The sequence below is a fragment of the Vicinamibacterales bacterium genome, assembly GCA_036504215.1.
Taxonomy (GTDB): domain Bacteria; phylum Acidobacteriota; class Vicinamibacteria; order Vicinamibacterales; family Fen-181; genus FEN-299.
Window position 1 is genome coordinate 16,136 of sequence record DASXVO010000035.1, and the last position, 15,685, is coordinate 31,820.

Annotated in this window: 18 protein-coding genes; 15 read left to right on the forward strand and 3 right to left on the reverse strand. The window is 67.8% G+C overall.

All coding sequences use genetic code 11. From position 1 onward, the window contains the following. The first annotated feature begins 1 nt into the window (after position 1). The 4 genes from lpxI to ubiE are packed head-to-tail and all read left to right on the forward strand — an operon-like array spanning position 2 to position 3,687. Complete coding sequence (gene lpxI / locus VGK32_08740) at positions 2–835, forward strand: UDP-2,3-diacylglucosamine diphosphatase LpxI (protein ID HEY3381841.1); 834 nt, start codon at positions 2–4, stop codon at positions 833–835. Between the two features lie 7 nt (positions 836–842). Further along, positions 843–1,787 (forward strand): Gfo/Idh/MocA family oxidoreductase, encoded by a 945-nt coding sequence (locus tag VGK32_08745; GenBank protein ID HEY3381842.1) that lies wholly within the window; start codon positions 843–845, stop codon positions 1,785–1,787. 38 nt (positions 1,788–1,825) lie between these two features. After that, entirely contained in the window at positions 1,826–2,983 is a 1,158-nt protein-coding gene (locus tag VGK32_08750; GenBank protein ID HEY3381843.1) for a glycosyltransferase family 1 protein, read from the forward strand. Continuing rightward, positions 2,980–3,687 carry a bifunctional demethylmenaquinone methyltransferase/2-methoxy-6-polyprenyl-1,4-benzoquinol methylase UbiE gene (gene ubiE / locus VGK32_08755; GenBank protein ID HEY3381844.1) on the forward strand — a complete coding sequence of 236 codons (708 nt, stop codon included), beginning with the start codon at positions 2,980–2,982 and terminating at the stop codon, positions 3,685–3,687. Before VGK32_08750 ends, ubiE begins: the two co-directional genes overlap by 4 nt. Positions 3,688–3,694: 7 nt before the next feature. Here the strand turns inward: ubiE and VGK32_08760 are convergent, their stop codons facing one another. The 3 genes from VGK32_08760 to VGK32_08770 all read right to left on the reverse strand — a co-directional run bounded on the left by VGK32_08760 (position 3,695) and on the right by VGK32_08770 (position 7,014). Next, on the reverse strand, positions 3,695–4,819 hold the full coding sequence (locus VGK32_08760; protein ID HEY3381845.1) for a glycosyltransferase: 1,125 nt from the start codon (positions 4,817–4,819) through the stop codon (positions 3,695–3,697). Between the two features lie 64 nt (positions 4,820–4,883). Next, the gene (locus VGK32_08765; GenBank protein HEY3381846.1) at positions 4,884–5,150 is read right to left on the reverse strand and encodes a hypothetical protein; all 267 of its coding nucleotides are present in this window, start codon (positions 5,148–5,150) and stop codon (positions 4,884–4,886) included. A 739-nt stretch (positions 5,151–5,889) separates the two neighbouring features. Then, positions 5,890–7,014, reverse strand: a complete 1,125-nt coding sequence (locus VGK32_08770) for a glycosyltransferase family 4 protein (GenBank protein ID HEY3381847.1) — start codon at positions 7,012–7,014, stop codon at positions 5,890–5,892. Between the two features lie 152 nt (positions 7,015–7,166). Between VGK32_08770 and VGK32_08775 the strand changes: the two genes are divergently transcribed. From VGK32_08775 to acpP, 11 genes are all read left to right on the forward strand, one after another. Further along, complete coding sequence (locus tag VGK32_08775) at positions 7,167–8,153, forward strand: TonB family protein (GenBank protein HEY3381848.1); 987 nt, start codon at positions 7,167–7,169, stop codon at positions 8,151–8,153. Between the two features lie 91 nt (positions 8,154–8,244). Continuing rightward, positions 8,245–9,207, forward strand: coding sequence for a tRNA (adenosine(37)-N6)-dimethylallyltransferase MiaA (miaA, locus tag VGK32_08780; GenBank protein ID HEY3381849.1), 963 nt, complete (start codon positions 8,245–8,247; stop codon positions 9,205–9,207). Beyond that, positions 9,207–9,470, forward strand: a complete 264-nt coding sequence (gene hfq / locus VGK32_08785) for an RNA chaperone Hfq (GenBank protein HEY3381850.1) — start codon at positions 9,207–9,209, stop codon at positions 9,468–9,470. The genes miaA and hfq overlap by 1 nt, the downstream gene beginning before the upstream one ends. Then, complete coding sequence (locus tag VGK32_08790) at positions 9,467–10,645, forward strand: phosphopentomutase (GenBank protein HEY3381851.1); 1,179 nt, start codon at positions 9,467–9,469, stop codon at positions 10,643–10,645. The genes hfq and VGK32_08790 overlap by 4 nt, the downstream gene beginning before the upstream one ends. 9 nt (positions 10,646–10,654) lie before the next feature. Next, positions 10,655–11,707: a deoxyguanosinetriphosphate triphosphohydrolase gene (locus VGK32_08795; GenBank protein ID HEY3381852.1), complete on the forward strand. Its 1,053-nt coding sequence runs from the start codon at positions 10,655–10,657 to the stop codon at positions 11,705–11,707. A 61-nt stretch (positions 11,708–11,768) separates the two neighbouring features. Further along, positions 11,769–12,305 (forward strand): DUF177 domain-containing protein, encoded by a 537-nt coding sequence (locus VGK32_08800; GenBank protein HEY3381853.1) that lies wholly within the window; start codon positions 11,769–11,771, stop codon positions 12,303–12,305. Between the two features lie 6 nt (positions 12,306–12,311). Beyond that, a complete protein-coding gene (gene rpmF, locus VGK32_08805) occupies positions 12,312–12,494 on the forward strand; it encodes a 50S ribosomal protein L32 (protein HEY3381854.1) in 183 nt (60 codons plus the stop codon). Positions 12,495–12,515: 21 nt separating this feature from the next. Further along, positions 12,516–13,526 carry a phosphate acyltransferase PlsX gene (plsX, locus tag VGK32_08810; GenBank protein HEY3381855.1) on the forward strand — a complete coding sequence of 337 codons (1,011 nt, stop codon included), beginning with the start codon at positions 12,516–12,518 and terminating at the stop codon, positions 13,524–13,526. Continuing rightward, complete coding sequence (gene fabD / locus VGK32_08815) at positions 13,523–14,449, forward strand: ACP S-malonyltransferase (GenBank protein HEY3381856.1); 927 nt, start codon at positions 13,523–13,525, stop codon at positions 14,447–14,449. The genes plsX and fabD overlap by 4 nt, the downstream gene beginning before the upstream one ends. Before the next feature lie 149 nt (positions 14,450–14,598). After that, complete coding sequence (gene fabG / locus VGK32_08820) at positions 14,599–15,342, forward strand: 3-oxoacyl-ACP reductase FabG (protein ID HEY3381857.1); 744 nt, start codon at positions 14,599–14,601, stop codon at positions 15,340–15,342. A gap of 8 nt (positions 15,343–15,350) precedes the next feature. Further along, a complete protein-coding gene (acpP, locus tag VGK32_08825) occupies positions 15,351–15,596 on the forward strand; it encodes an acyl carrier protein (protein HEY3381858.1) in 246 nt (81 codons plus the stop codon). The last annotated feature ends 89 nt before the right edge of the window (positions 15,597–15,685 follow it).

The window sequence follows — 15,685 nt, forward strand, 5'->3', positions numbered from 1 at the left end:
CATGCGCATCGGCCTGATCGCGGGCAACGGCACCTTCCCGTTCCTGGTGCTCGACGCGGCGCGTCGCCTCGGTCACCATGTGACGATTGTCGCGGTACAGGAGGAGGCATTTCCCGAGTTGAACTCGGCGGCGGCGCACGAGCCGCAGGCCGACATCACCTGGCTCTCGCTCGGTCAACTGAGCACGTGCATCGAGACGTTCAGGGCGGCGGGCGTCACCCAAGCGGTGATGGCGGGCCAGGTGAAGCACGTCAAGATCTTCTCGGGAATCGTGCCGGACCGACTCCTCCTGTCCGTCCTCCTCCGGCTGCGTGCCCGCAATACGGACGCGTTGATCTCCGCCGTCGCCGACGTCATGCGCGATCACGGCATCGAGTTGCTCGACTCGACCGCCTTTCTCACGCCGCTGTTGGCCCGCGCCGGCTGCCTGTCCGCCCGCCGGCCGACCGGCCAGGAAGAGGTCGATCTGGCGTTCGGCTATCGCATGGCCGACGCCGTGGCCGGTCTCGACATCGGGCAGACGCTTGCCGTCAAAGACGCCGCCGTGGTGGCGGTCGAAGCGATGGAGGGCACCGACGAGGTGATTGCGCGGGCGGGCCGCCTTGCGGGCCCCGGCACCCGCATCGTGAAGGTGGCGAAGCCGAACCAGGATATGCGTTTCGACGTGCCCGTGATCGGTCTCGCCACGATCGAGGCGATGCGTCAGGCCGGGGCGACCGTCCTGTCGGTGGACGCGGGCAAGGCGCTCGTATTCGATCTCGACGAACTCATTCGTGCCGCGGATGCCGGCGGGATCGCCGTCGTCGGACGGGACAGCAGCGGACCGCGCGCATAGTGGACCTATGACGAACTCAACCTCCGTACTCCGCGTCGCCGCCATCGGCGTTGGTCACCTCGGCCGTCACCACGCTCGGATTCTCTCAACGCTTCCCGGCGCGGACCTGGTAGGCGTGGTCGACATCAAGCCAGACCGCGCCGCGGAAATCGCCGCTGCGTGCCACTCGAAGCCGTTCACCGATTTCCACGCGCTCCTCGGCCAGGTGGATGCCGTCTCGATCGCGGTGCCGACGAATGCGCACCTCGAGGTGGCCCTGCCATTCCTCGAACAGGGGATTCCCGTCCTCGTGGAAAAGCCGCTGGCCAGATCGGTCGGGGAGGCCGATCGGCTGATCGCGGCGGCCGCCAGCAAGGGCGTGGTGCTCGCGGTCGGACACACCGAGCGACACAATCCGGCCGTGGGCGCTGCCGCGCAGTACCTTCAGGATCCGCGGTTCATCGAGGTCCATCGGCTCGGAACATTCTCCGAGCGCAGCCTCGACATCGACGTCGTCTTCGATCTGATGATCCACGACCTCGACGTCGTGCTGTCCCTGGTGCACGGCGAGGTCGCGTCGATCGAGGCCGTGGGGGTGCCGGTCCTGACAGGGCGCGTGGATATCGCCAACGCTCGCATCCGCTTCGAGAACGGGTGCATCGCCAATATCACGGCCAGTCGGATCAGCCGCGACCGTGTCCGGAAGATCCGCTTCTTCCAGCCCGACACGTACCTGTCAATCGACTACGCCGCGCAGGAAGTCGAGATGTACCGGCTGGTGCGCGGCACGGTGAAGCCGACGATCGAAGGTGGAAAACTCGACGTGCCCAGGGAGGAACCGCTCGCGCGCGAGCTCGCCGACTTCCTCGGCGCCGTTCGCGAGCATCGGCGTCCGCTCGTCGCGGGAGAGGACGGTCGCCGGGCGCTCGACCTCGCCCAACGGATCACCGACCGGATGGCGGCCGGCGTATAGAGCTGGGTCTCGCGCTCGGCGTTCCGCACTCTGGCGCCATGCACATCGGCTTGAACCTCTTGCATCCGTATCCGGCGATGGGCGGTATCTGGCACTACATCGCCAGGCTCCTCGACGCCGGCGCGGAGCCGCCTGTCGGGCATCTGTCTACTGCCTTCGTCACCACCTCCAGCCGTGCGCTGGTCCCGCCCTCGCCGCGGATTCGCGTGGAAGACCTGCGGATCCCGGGGCTCTCGCGCAGCGTCCGGGTGTTGTATGAGAACCTGGTCCTCGACAGGCAATTGAAGGCACACGGCTGCGATCTGGTACATTGGTTTGCCGCCAACCTGGGTCTCGTCGGTACCGTCCCGGCCGTCGTCAGCGTGTACGATCTCCGGGAGTACGACCGGCCCGGGAGTTTCAGTCTGGGGAAGCGCCTCTACCTGAAGATGATGCACCGTCACGTTGCGAGCGCGGCCCGCCACCTGCTGCCCATTTCCAGCACGACTGCGGGCCAACTCGCGCTGCGTTTCGGCGTGCCGGACGACCGGATGACCGTGATCCCTCCGATCGTCTCTGATATCTACTTCGACGTCGATCGGCAGGAGGCGGAGTCGTATCGCCAGCGGCGCGGACTCCCCGGGCACTTCTGGCTCTACGTCTCCGATTTTCGGCCGTACAAGAACCATGCCGCCCTCGTGGACGCCTATGCGGAGCTGACACGTCGGTGCCGGGCGTGGCCGTTGGCCCTTCGCGGGGAAGGGGCCCTCGGCATGACCGAGACGTTGGCGCGGGCCCGGCAGTTGGGGGTTGCCGACCGCGTTCGGATTCTGGACCCCGTGCCGGAGAACGAGATGCCCTACCTCTACGCGACCGCCTCGGCGCTCGTGTTCCCGTCACTCTACGAAGGGAGCGGAATGCCGCTGCTGGAGGCCCAGGCCGTCGGGTGTCCGATTCTGTCCTCGTCGATCGCGGCCTTGCGGGAATCCGCTGGCGACGCCGCAGTGTGGATGGATGCGGACGACGCGAGTTCGATCGCGGCGGGGATGGAGCGGTTCCAGGCGGACGGCGATCGCCGTGAGGCCTGTGCAGGACTCGGAAGACGCCGTGCCGAGCGGTGGCGGGCGCCTGTGGTCGCGAACCTCCTGTGGCAGGCGTACGCGAAGGCCGCGCGCGCTGCGGCGGGTCCGGATCCCAGGAGAGGCGTGGCATCGTGATCGACAAGCGCCCGACGCGCGTCGCGTCGATGTTCGACGCGATTGCCGCACGCTACGATTTCCTGAACCACCTTCTCAGTGTCGGTCTCGATCGGCGATGGCGCACGCAAGCCATCCGTTCGCTGCACCTCACCGGCCGGGAGACCGTGCTCGATGTCTGCACGGGCACTGGCGACGTGGCGCTCGCGGCGCTCCGGGCTCGTCCTGGGGCCGCTCGTGTGGTCGGCGTCGATTTTGCGGGTGAGATGCTTCGCCACGCGATCGGAAAGACGAGAGAGCCCCGGGTCGCCGGGCGGATCTGGCTGGTGCGCGGCGATGCGACCCGCCTGCCCGTGCCGACGTCCTCCATGGACGCGGCGACGGTTGCGTTCGGGATTCGCAACGTCGAGGAACCGGGGCGAGCGCTGCTAGAGATGTTCCGAGTCCTGCGGACCGGCGGCCGTCTCGCGATTCTCGAATTCAGCATCCCGCGCCCGGCCGTCATCCGGGCTATCTACCTGCCGTACTTTCGCGATGTCCTCCCCCGCATCGGCCGACTCGTGTCCGGTCACCTGACGGCCTACACGTACCTGCCAGCGTCGGTCGGCGCCTTCATCCCGTCGGACGTCATGCTGAGCCTGATGCAGGAGTGCGGCTTCACCGAGGTACGCGCGAGGGCACTGACCTTCGGCGTGGTGACGCTGTACACGGGGGGAAAACCGTAGCAAGGCCCTACCGTTTCCCGAGGACTTCCTTGTAGACCTGCTCCACGGCGTCCACCATGGTCGAGGCCCCGAACAGGTGATTTGCCCGCGAGCGGCCGGCCTGGCCCATCGTGGAGCGGCGGCCGGGGTCGTCGACCAGCGACTTGATGGCGGCGGCCAGTGCGGCGGGATCGCAGGGAGGTACGACCAGTCCGGTGAGGCCTGATTGGTTCACCCACGACGTGCCCGTACCAATTTCGGTGCTGATGACGGGCAGTCCTGCGGCCATGGCTTCGACGATCGACGTGCCGAACGCCTCCGCGCGCGTGTGCGAGGGGAGCACGAAGACGTCGCCCACCTGGTAGCAGGCCGGCAACTCACTGTCGTCGACCTCGCCCGTGAAGACCACGCGGTCGGTGACGCCCAGTCGTCGCGTGATGCCGCGCAGGTGGTCCAGCAGCGGTCCGCCGCCGACGAGCAGGACGTGCACATCGGGAACCAGCGGCAACGCCCGTAGCAGGTAGTCGAGCCCCTTGTAGTAGCGAAACCGTCCCACGAAGACGATCACGGGGCGGTCGCGCGGCAGGCCCCACCGTGCGCGCCCGGCTGCCAGTGAGTAGATTCGATCCTGCTCGAACCGCTCGAGTTCGATGCCGAGCGGGACGACCGTGCACTTGTCCCGAAACTCCTGCAGGTACGGCGACGTGCCGGCGTACGCGGGGCTCGTGACGAGGATCCGATCTGCGCGGAGGAGCACGCGGCGAAGAAGCGGTTCGTATGCCAGGAGCAGCCTGCGTTGCCGGACGATATCACTGTGATAGGTGATCACCGTCGCGCCCGCACCACCGATCAGCAGTCGCGCCACCTCCCCGGGTGGATGAGGAAAGTGGAGGTGGACGACGTCGGCCTCCAGGCGCGCGAGCCACGTGTAGAGACTCGGACTGATCGGCGTCGACGCAATCGTGCCGAACCGTGCCGCGAGGATGACGCGGACTCCGTTGACGTCCTGCACCCGCGTTCGCCAGCCGCGGTTCGCTGCCAGCACCGTCACCTCGTGCCCGCGATGCGCCTGAGCCTCGGCGAGGACCCGGATATGGTTCTCGATTCCGCCGAGGAGCGGCCAGTAGTCCTTGTAGAGGTGCAGTATTCTCATCGGTCGGCCGAATGTCGCCGCATGCGAATGGGGAACGCCAGTGTGGCGGGCGGCGCCTCCACGCTCAATTGTCCACGCTCCGTTGCAGCGGCCGCAAACCGTTGCCGTCCGGCGTTGAGTACAACGCGGCGACCAGCAGCGTGGTGATCAGACTCGACGACGAGCCGTTCAGCACCACTGGGGAACCGCACGACAACAGCACATGGCAGACGATGACCGCCGCGCCGCCCACGTCGCCGCTCGCTCCCGTGCGGTAGGCACTCCGCACCGCCAGGAGAGAGGTCCCCGCCATGAACACCGGCATCGCCGCCCCCGGCAATCCGGCGTACACGCTTGCCTCCAGATAGCCGTCGTGCGCGCTCCGCTCATACTCCGGTCCGTCGGCTCGAGCCCGCAGAGGCGTGGCTCCCGCCCCGTAGCCAACCGGGGACGGTTTGCGGCTGCCCGCCCGTAACGGTTCCAGGACTCGGCGCGTCGAGCGACACCCGACGCGGCTGAGGCTGACCGGGGCGGCATGGCGAGCAACACGAGAAGGGCCGGGACGAGGAGCACGATTGCCGTCATTGCCCAGACGTGCCGGAATGCAGCCGATCCCGTCTCGCAGCCCTCACGCCAGACGCATGTCAGCGGCGTCACCACGGTCGCGATCAGGGAGCTGTAGCCCCGGGTCGCGACCGGTGTCACGACGCTCAGCAGCCCCAACCCGACGAGGGCCGGTCCGCGACGGGTGTGGAGCCAATCATAACAGCTGTGATGGTCGATGAGCAGGTATGCAAGTCCTGCGATGTCGCCCGGCGGGTTTGGGCTTGCGACCAGGCCCTGGATTCCGTCGCCCATGAACCATCCGGGCGCCGACAGGGCGAACGGAACGGACGCCAGCGCCTTGAAGACGAGGGCGCCGGGCAGCCCCGCAGGACGATCCGGGGCGTGAAGGCGGACGCCGGAGGGCGTTCAACACCCGGGGTGGCGAATGGCCAACAGCACCGCGGATGGAAACGCCAGCCCGAGCAGAGTCAAGCGGGCCGCGCACTCGACTGTTTCGCTGCCACTCCGCAATCCTCCTGGCTGCGTCACCCCCCCAGCCGATCCGGCGGAGCAAGGAGTCGCCGGTAGAAGTCGACCGTCTCCCGCGCCCGTTTCTCCGGCGTGTGCTCTCGCGTGACGTAATCGCGCCCCCGCCGTCCCAATTCCTGGCGGAGTTCGGAGGAGTCGCGCAAGCGGCGCAGTTGCGCCGCAAGGGCGACGGCGTCGTTCTCGGGGAAGAGCAATCCGTTGCCGTCGAGCACCGCCGGAATCGACCCCGAGTCCGAGCCGACGATCGGCAACTCGCAGCCCATCGCTTCGATCAGCACACGGCCGAATTGTTCTTTCCAGACCGGAGTGGACCGCGAGGGCAGGACCAGGACGTCCGCTGCGGAGAGCAGATTCGCCACCTGGTCGAAATCGAGTTCTCCCACGAAGCGGACGCTATCGCCGATTCCGGCCTCACCCGCCTGAGCCGCGAGTGCCGCATGGCACGGCCCGGCCCCGACCAGCAGGAGGATCACCGGCGACGGCAGCATGGCCGTCGCCTGGATCAGGGTGTCCAGTCCCTTCTCGGGCGCCAACCGTCCGACGAAGGCGATTGTGAAGGCGTCGCTCAGGCGTGGGACATTCCGCCTGTGGTAGATGCCGGCGTCGAGCGTGAGCGCTGGAATGACCGGAGCCGGTCTTCGGTACCCGAACGCCCGAAGCAGCGTCGACGCGTCGGCATTGCGGCAAACGACGGCGTCCGCGGCCGACAGCGATCGATGAAGCACCCACTCGACCCAGGGCCGCTTTCGCCGATCGACGTTCTGGCAGGTGTTCAGGATGAGACGGGCATTCGGGGCGAGAAGACGGCGCGCGGTCAGGATCTGAAGCGCCGCCAGGCTGTCCGGCTCTTCCTCGGCATGGATGATGTCAGGCTCCACGCTCCGCATGCCGAAGGCGACTGTCTGGTACACCGCTCGGTGAGCGTGACCCGGCCGCCACACCCGGACCGTTCGGACACCGTGGAGCACCGAGCGGTTGCGGATCGCCTCGCCGTCGTACCGACCGCCGATCGGTTGAGGTCGGACCAGCCAGAACGCGAACCCGGGTTCCGCCGCCATCAGCGCAACGCGTCGCTCGACCGGAATCGTGGTGTACCGAGCGATGTGAAGGACTCGGGTCATTGAGGCGATTGAGGATAGCACAGCGTCGATCCGTCTCAGCCGTGAAGCCAGGAGGCGTCGGCGGACGTCTATAGGAGTGTCGGCCGCGCGTCGGTGCTCCCTGGGGGGCGCTCCGGCAGCCCTCGTCGCGGTGCTATAATTGCCTATTCTCCATGTACTTCGACTTCTATGACGACCGTCCGGACTACCTCCTGCTGAACCGCGATTTTGCGCGGCTGGAGGAGTTGCTCCACCTGATCGTGGCGGTCTGTGCGGCGTTCTTCCTGGACATCGTTGCCCTCGTGCTCCTGATCGTCTTCGCGACCACGCCCGCGTCGGATGCCGCAGCGAAGAAGGCGCAGCAGTTGGCGGTGATGCGCCAGCACGAGGCGCCGCGGTTCGTGTTCATGTCGCCGCGCCTCGATACTCCGGCGAGCCAACCACCGCTGCGCGCGGAGGCGTCGGACAAGGATCGGCTCGCGATGGCGCGCGAGCGGGCGAAGACTCCCACCAACTTGCTCCCGTACTCCCGCGGGAACACCGTGGAACGGATGGATCAACCGGGCACGCCGCCCTCGCAGCGCATGGCACGCAACGAGGCGCAGCCCACCGAGAATTCGGCGCAGCGTCCCGGACCGGGCGGGCAGAACGGGCAGAACGGCGGGAACAACGGTATCGTGCAGATCCCCGGGCCACCGATCAACATGGCTCGCAGTTCGGCCCCCGGCGCGTCGGGCGCGCCGGGGCCGCTCGGTGGTGCGCTCGGCAACCTGCAGCGGTACGTGCAGGGTGAGGTGTTCGACAATCCGGGCGGCACGGGCGGCCAGCCCGGGGCCGCGATCCAGTTCGACTCGAAGGGCGTGGAATTCGGCCCATGGCTCCGCCGATTCATCGCCCAGATCAAGCGGAACTGGTTCGTGCCGTACGCGGCGATGGCGATGAAGGGACACGTGGTCATCACGTTCAACGTCCACAAGGACGGGTCGGTCTCTGAGTTGTCGGTGCCCGGCCCGTGCGATGTCGAGGCGTTCAACCGGGCAGCGTACAACGCCCTGGCCACCTCGAACCCGACGTACCCGCTGCCGCCGGAGTACCCCTCGGAACATGCGTTCTTCACGGTGACCTTCTTCTACAACGAGGCGCCGCCGATCCAGCAGTGACACGGACGCAGCAACTCGGCCTGCTCGTCGTCGCCTCCGCGCTCCTCGTGTACCTCGTCATACGCGTGCTGTTCCTCAGGTGACATTCCCGATGCCCGTTCTCATCGCCATCCTCGGCCCCACCGCCGGGGGAAAGAGCGCGCTCGCGCTGTCGCTGGCCGAGCGGTACGACGGGGAGGTCATCAGTTGCGACTCGGCGGCCGTCTACCGCGGATTCGACATCGGCACCGACAAGGTCGCGCCTGGCGACCGCCGCGGGATCCCGCATCACCTCGTCGACGTGGCCGATCCGACGGAGTGTTACACCGCCGCGCGGTTCGCGCGCGAGGCGGCCGCTCGGGTCCGCGCCGTCCACGCGCGCGGTCGACTGCCCATTCTGGTCGGCGGCACCGGCTTCTACTACAGGGCCCTGACGCGAGGCCTGTTTCCAGGGCCGGGACGGGACGATCGGATGCGCGATCGCCTGCGACGGATTGCGGCCCGGCGCGGAGTCGAGTTCCTGCACGGGATGGTGCGACGCGTCGACCCCGAGTCCGCGGTGCGCATCCAACCGCGCGACCTGGTGCGCCTCGTGCGCGCCCTCGAGGTCCGGTTCCTGACGGGCCGTCCCCTGACCGCGCACTTCGCGGCCACGGTGTCGCCGCTGCCCGATGTCCCCGTCATCGGCCTGCTGGTGCAGGTACCGGCGACGGAACTCGCGTCGCGAATCGCCCGTCGCGTGGACGACCAGTTCGCGCGCGGCCTCGTGGCGGAGGCGGAGGCGCTGCTGGCGAGTGGCGTACCAGCCGACGCACAGCCATTCGGCAGCCTCGGCTACCGACAAGTGCTCGAGTACCTGCGCGGCGACCGGGACGTTGCCGCGACGCACGAGCTGATCGTCCGCGAGACCCGACAGTACTCGCGGCGTCAGTTGATCTGGTTCCGCAAAGAGCCTAACCTAGACTCTATCCCCGGACCCGGTGATCGGGCGGCGGCACATCGCGCCGCGTGCCAGATCATCGACCGGCGTCTCGCCGCGATGGAGGTTCACGCGCGCGACGAGGAGACCCGCTGATGCCATCGACACCCGACACGAAGCCGGTCCAGACGAGCCCCAACATCCAGGATGCGTTCCTCAACCATGCCCGTCGCGACAGAGTGCCGGTTCGCTTCCGGCTCGTGGACGGCTCGGAGTTCGAAGGGCGGATCAAGAACTTCGACCGGTTCGCGGTCATCGTCGAGCGCGAAGGCACGGACCAGCTGATCTTCAAGCACGCGATCGCCACGATCACGGCGTCCCGCACGATCAACAGCTACTACAGCCATCAGTCCCAGTGACGACGTCGCCATTCTCTCGGGTTATCGTGATCGTGCTCGACAGCGTCGGGATCGGGGAATTGCCCGACGCGGCCGACTACGGCGACCGGGGCAGCAACACCCTGGGCAACATCGCCCGGCGGGTCGATCTGCAGGTTCCCGCGCTGCGCGCACTTGGCCTGGGTCGCCTCGTGGATCTTCGCGGCGATCCGGCACCGCCGGCACCCGCCGCGGCCGTCGGCCGAATGGCCGAGCGGTCGCCGGGCAAGGATTCGGTCACCGGGCACTGGGAGTTGATGGGGCTCGGGCTCGAGCACGCCTTTCCGGTGTTCCCTCACGGTTTCCCCGAGGATACGATTCGCGAGTTCGAACGGCGAATAGGCCGCTCGACGCTCGGCAACACGGTCGCGTCCGGGACGGTCATCATCGAGGAACTGGGGCCGAGGCACATCGAAACGGGGTCGCCAATCGTCTACACCTCGGCCGACAGCGTCTTCCAGATTGCGGCGCACGAGGACGTGATTCCCGTGGCCGAGCTCTACCGCGAGTGTGAAATCGCGTACGACATGCTGGTAAAGGGGATCGGCCTCGGCCGGATCATCGCGCGGCCGTTCGTGGGTGCGTCTGGTTCGTTCCGCCGCACGTCCAACCGTCGCGACTTCGCGATTCCCCCGGCCGGTGAGACGCTGCTCGATCGCGTCAAGGCGGCCGGTCTCCCCGTGTTCGCGATCGGGAAGATCGAAGACCTGTTCGCCGGCCACGGCATCACGCGCGCCGTGCACACCGCATCGGACGACGAGGGCATGGATCAGGTCGAGCGCGCCATGCAGGAGATCGAGCGCGGCCTCGTGTTCGCCAACCTGGTGGACTTCGACACGCAGTACGGTCACCGGAACAACGTCGAGGGATATGCGCTCAACCTCGAACGCTTCGATGCCCGGCTGTCCGAGTTGCTGCCCCGGCTGCGCCCCGATGATCTGCTGATCCTCACCGCCGACCACGGCAACGATCCGACGACGCCCAGCACGGATCACGCCCGTGAGTACGTGCCGGTCCTGGCGGTCGGGCCCCGCGTCCGCCGCGGTGTGGATCTCGGTACCAGAACGACGTTTGCCGATCTCGGACAGACCCTCGCCGAGGTGTTCGGTGTCGGACCGCTGGCCCACGGGACCAGTTTTCTGCGCGACATCCGCTGATTGGCCTCCATGACGATCCGGGAAGACCTCGAGGCGCGTGAGCGTCAATTCCTCGCACCGCAGGCGGCGCGGAGCTCGGAGACCCGCGGACGCCTGCGCGAGGAGCCGGAGGATGACATCCGTCCGGTCTTCCAGCGGGACCGCGACCGCATCATCCACTGCAAGGCATTTCGTCGGCTGAAGCACAAGACGCAGGTCTTCTTCTCGCCGGCAGGCGATCACTACCGTACGCGGCTCACGCACACGCTGGAGGTGTCACAGATCGCGCGGACCATCGCCAAGGCCCTGCACCTGAACGAGGACCTCACCGAGGCGATCGCGCTCGGCCACGATCTCGGCCACACGCCGTTCGGCCACTGGGGCGAACGCGTGCTCAACGATCTGGTGCCGGGCGGCTTCGACCACGTGTCGCAGAGCCTCCGGGTGGTGGACGTGTTGGAGCGCGGCGGGCTGGGCCTGAACCTCACCTGGGAAGTGCGCGACGGCATCCTGCGGCACTCGAAGGGCAAGTCCGGCGCCCCGGTTGGCGGCGACGGACTCGCCTCGACGCTCGAAGGACAGACGATCCGGATCTCGGACCTCATCGCCTACGTCAACCACGACACCGACGATGCGATGCGGGCGGGGCTGCTGACCGAAGGCGACCTCCCGAGGGAGGCCCTGGCGCTGCTCGGGCATTCGCCTTCCGACCGGATCGGCCACATGGTCAAGGACGTCATTGCGACCACCGCCTCGTCGGGACTCGACGGGATCCGGATGGGCGAGGAGACGCTGGCCGCCACGCTCGAGTTGCGCGCGTTCTTGTTCCGCACGGTCTACGAGAATGACCTCTCGACGGTCGAGTTCCGGAAGGCGGCGGGCGTACTCGGCGGGCTCTGGGAGAAGATCCGGGCGCGTCCCGAGGAGTTCCTCGACGGCAAGACGACCGAGCGCGACGGGGTCGACGCGGCGGCGCGCGACTTCCTGGCCGGGATGACCGACCGCTACGCTGTCGGGCTCTTCGAGTTGCTCTTCATCCCCAAGCCCTGGGTCGAGGTTCCCAGGGACTGGGCGGGGGACTGACGTGCCTGTGGTAGAATGGAAGGTCTTTCTCTTGCGGATCTTCGTGATCTAGATGGCTCCGATGCAGCTCGATCTCAGTCAGTTCCGAGAGGCGCGCGCCCGGTTCGATCGCACCTACCCGGCGTCGGCGTTTCCGACGACCGAGGAGGACGCGTACCGCGTGGACGCGCCCGTGCGCCTGTCGTTCGACCTGTTCAAGGACGGTCACCAGTTCCATCTGGTCGGCCGTGTCGAGGCGACCCTTGGCCTGTCGTGCGGGCGCTGTCTGGAGTCGTACGCGCTGCGGGTGGACGCCGCCTTCGACCTGCTGTATCTGCCCCACACGACGAACGTGGGCGAGGGTGAAGTCGAGGTCGAAGACGACGATCTGACGACGGCGTTCTACCACGAGGAGGAGATCGACCTCGGCCAACTCGTGCGGGAGCAGTTCTATCTGGCGCTGCCGATGAAGCCGTTGTGTCGCGAGTCCTGCCGCGGCCTCTGCCCCGAGTGCGGGACGAATCTGAATACGGAACCGTGCAACTGCGTGCAACATTGGACCGATCCCCGGTGGAAGGGGTTGCGGTCGCTCCTCGATAACGGGGACCGGAAGGACTGATTCACCATGCCGAATCCAAAGCGACGACACTCGAAATCGCGCACCGCGAAGCGGCGCACGCACGACGCCCTCACGCCCGTGGTGCTGGCCGGTTGCCCGCAGTGCCACGAGGCCAAGCTCTCGCACCGGGTCTGTCCGCACTGCGGGTACTACCGCGGACGGCAGGTGCGGGAAGTCAAAGAAGGGTAGTCGGATCCGGCGCGTGTCGTCATGATCCGGATTGCCGTGGACGCCATGGGCGGCGATCTCGGCCCTGAGACGATTGTCTCGGGGGCGCTCGCCGCGGCGCGCGATGACAGGTCGCTGGCGCTGACGCTCATCGGGCAGGAGGACCGCCTCCGCGCCGCGATGGGGGCGTCCGCGGATGCCGCCGCGCTCGACGTCCGCATCGTGCCCGCCAGCGACGTCATCGGGATGGGCGAACCGCCGACCGCTGCGCTGCGTCGTCGTCCGAACGCGTCGATTCGCGTGGCGGCGGCCGAGGTGGCGTCGGGGCGCGCGGCCGCTCTGTTCAGCGCCGGCAACACCGGGGCGACGGTCATGGCCGCGCATGCCGCATTCGGCATGTTGAAGGGCGCCGACCGACCGGCATTGGCCACGACGATTCCCACGCGGCTGGGCGTTGCCGTGCTGTTGGACGTGGGCGCGAACGTCGACTGCCGGCCCCAACACCTCGTTCAGTTCGCGGCGATGGGTCGGGTGTATGCGCGGCTCGCACTCGGGATCGAGGCGCCTCGTATCGGTCTGCTGTCGATCGGCGAGGAAGAGAACAAGGGCAACGATCTGACGCGCGAGGCGCATCGCCTGCTGAAAGCGGGCGACCTCACGTTCATCGGCAACATCGAGGCCCGGGATATCTACGCCGGGCGCGCCGACGTCGTCGTCTGCGACGGGTTCACCGGCAATATCGCGCTCAAGGTGAGCGAGGGACTCGTCGAGTTGATCGGCGACGTGCTGCGTGAGGGGCTCGCGGGCTTCGGTCTGGATGCCTCCTCGCCTCCCGGACGCGAGGCCTTCGACCTGTTCCACACGCGCGTGGACTACTCGGAGTACGGGGGGGCGCCGCTGCTCGGCGTGGCCGGGCTCGCGGTCGTGGGACACGGCCGGTCGTCGGCAAAGGCCGTCCGCCAGGGCATCAAGGCGGCGCAGCGGTTTGCGGCGGGCGGGTTCATCGCACGCCTTCAACAGGACATCATCGCGTGCAGTGCGGGGCATCAGTGATCGCATTCATCTTTCCGGGACAGGGTTCGCAAGCTGTCGGCATGGGCAAGGCACTCGCCGACGCGTTCGACATCTGCCGTGACACGTTTGCCGAGGCCGACGCCGCGCTCGGAGAACCGCTCAGCCATGTGATCTTCGAGGGCCCGGAGGAACGGCTGCGTCTGACCGAGAACACGCAACCGGCGATTCTCACGGTGAGCATCGCTGCCTATCGGCTCTTGTCGTCACGGGGGTTCGAGCCGGCAATGGTCGCCGGCCACAGCCTGGGCGAGTACTCGGCCAACGTGTGCGCGGGGACGATGAGCTTTGCCGATGCGGTCCGAACCGTGCGTCGCCGTGGCCGCTACATGCAGGAAGCGGTGCCGGTCGGCCAGGGCGCGATGGCCGCGGTGATGGGACTCGACGTCGAGGCCGTGGCGCGCGCGTGTGCCGAGGCCGCCGAAGGCGAGGTGGTGAGCCCCGCGAACATGAACATGCCGGGCCAGGTGGTCATCGCCGGGGCGACGGCCGCGGTCGCGAGGGCCGGCGAGCGTGCGAAGGCGCTCGGTGCCAAGCGCGTGGTCCCGCTGCCCGTGAGCGCCCCCTTCCACTGCGCGCTCATGAAGCCGGCCGAAGTGCGGCTCGCGCCGGAGTTGCGGGCCCTGGTTGTCTCCGCCCCCCGGGTCCCCATCGTCGCCAACGTCGATGCGGAGCCGAAGCGCGAGGCGTCGTCGGCGATCGACGCGCTGGTGAAGCAGGTGTCGACCCCGGTGCGCTGGGAAGAGGTGATGCGGCGGCTTGCATCGGAAGGCGTCCGCAAGTATGTTGAAGTGGGCCCGGGCACAGTGCTGACCGGTCTCGGTCGCAAGATCCAGCGTGATGCGGCGTTCGCACACATCGAGGACCCCGCAGGGATCGACGCGGTGGCGGCGCTGTTCGCGTAGGCGGTATCCCTCGTCGGTATCCGTGCCATCATCTGTTGGAACGCCGATCGACGGCGCGCCGTTCGCGCGCACGGCGGTGAAGCATGCGGCGCGGCGGAGAAAGCGTGTATGATGTGGCGCCCGGCTCGCGCCGGGGGGATGGAAGATCGATGTTCGACTTGAATGGAAAGGTGGCGATCGTCACGGGCGCGTCGCGAGGGATCGGTCGCTGCATCGCCGAGGCGCTGGCCCGTCAGGGTGCGTTCGTCGCGGTGACCGACGTGCTCGGGGATGCGGCTGTGCAGACCGCCTCGGAGATCGTCGCGGCCGGGGGGAAGGCCGAGGGCTACACGATGAATGTCTGCGACGCTGACAGCGTCCAGACGGTCGTGAAGCAGATCGTCGAGCGTCACGCGCGCCTCGACATCCTGGTGAACAACGCCGGCATCGTGCGCGACCAGGTGCTGTTCAGGATGAAGCGCGACGACTGGGATGCGGTGCTGGGCGTGAACCTCGGCGGGACGTTCACGTGCTCGCAGGCCGTCGTCCGGACGATGATGCGTCAGCAATCCGGTCGCATCGTGAATATCAGCTCCGTCGTGGGCCAGATGGGCAACGCCGGGCAATCGAACTACGCGGCGTCGAAGGCGGGCATCATCGGTTTCAGCAAGGCGCTGGCCCGCGAGCTCGCCATGCGCAACATCACGGTCAACGTGGTCGCGCCCGGGCTGATCGACACCGACATGACCCGCGCGCTCCCGGAGAACGTGCGGAACGAATGGGCCGCCAAGGTCCCCCTTGGCCGGCTCGGCACCCCAGAGGACGTGGCATCGGCGGTCTGCTTCCTGGCGACCGACGAAGCGTCGTACATCTCGGGGCAGGTCCTCGCCGTCAACGGCGGGATGTACACCTAGGAGGATGAATGGCCGCGGTTGCTGACAAAGTCAAGAGCATCATCGTCGAACAGCTGGGCGTGGACGAGGAAGAGGTCACGCCGGATGCCTCGTTCGTTGACGACCTGGGCGCCGACTCGCTCGATACCGTCGAACTCGTGATGGCGTTCGAAGAGGAGTTCGGCATCGAGATTCCGGACGAGGACGCCGAGAAGATCACGCGCGTCAAGGAAGCCGTCGAGTACATCGAAGCACACGCCAAGGCGAAGAAGTAGCCGCCGGTCGGCGTTGGGTGGACCCGCGCGACGGCGCGGGCACGTGCGTGGCAGGAGTGTCGGCCGCCGCCGTCGGCGCGCGGCTGCAG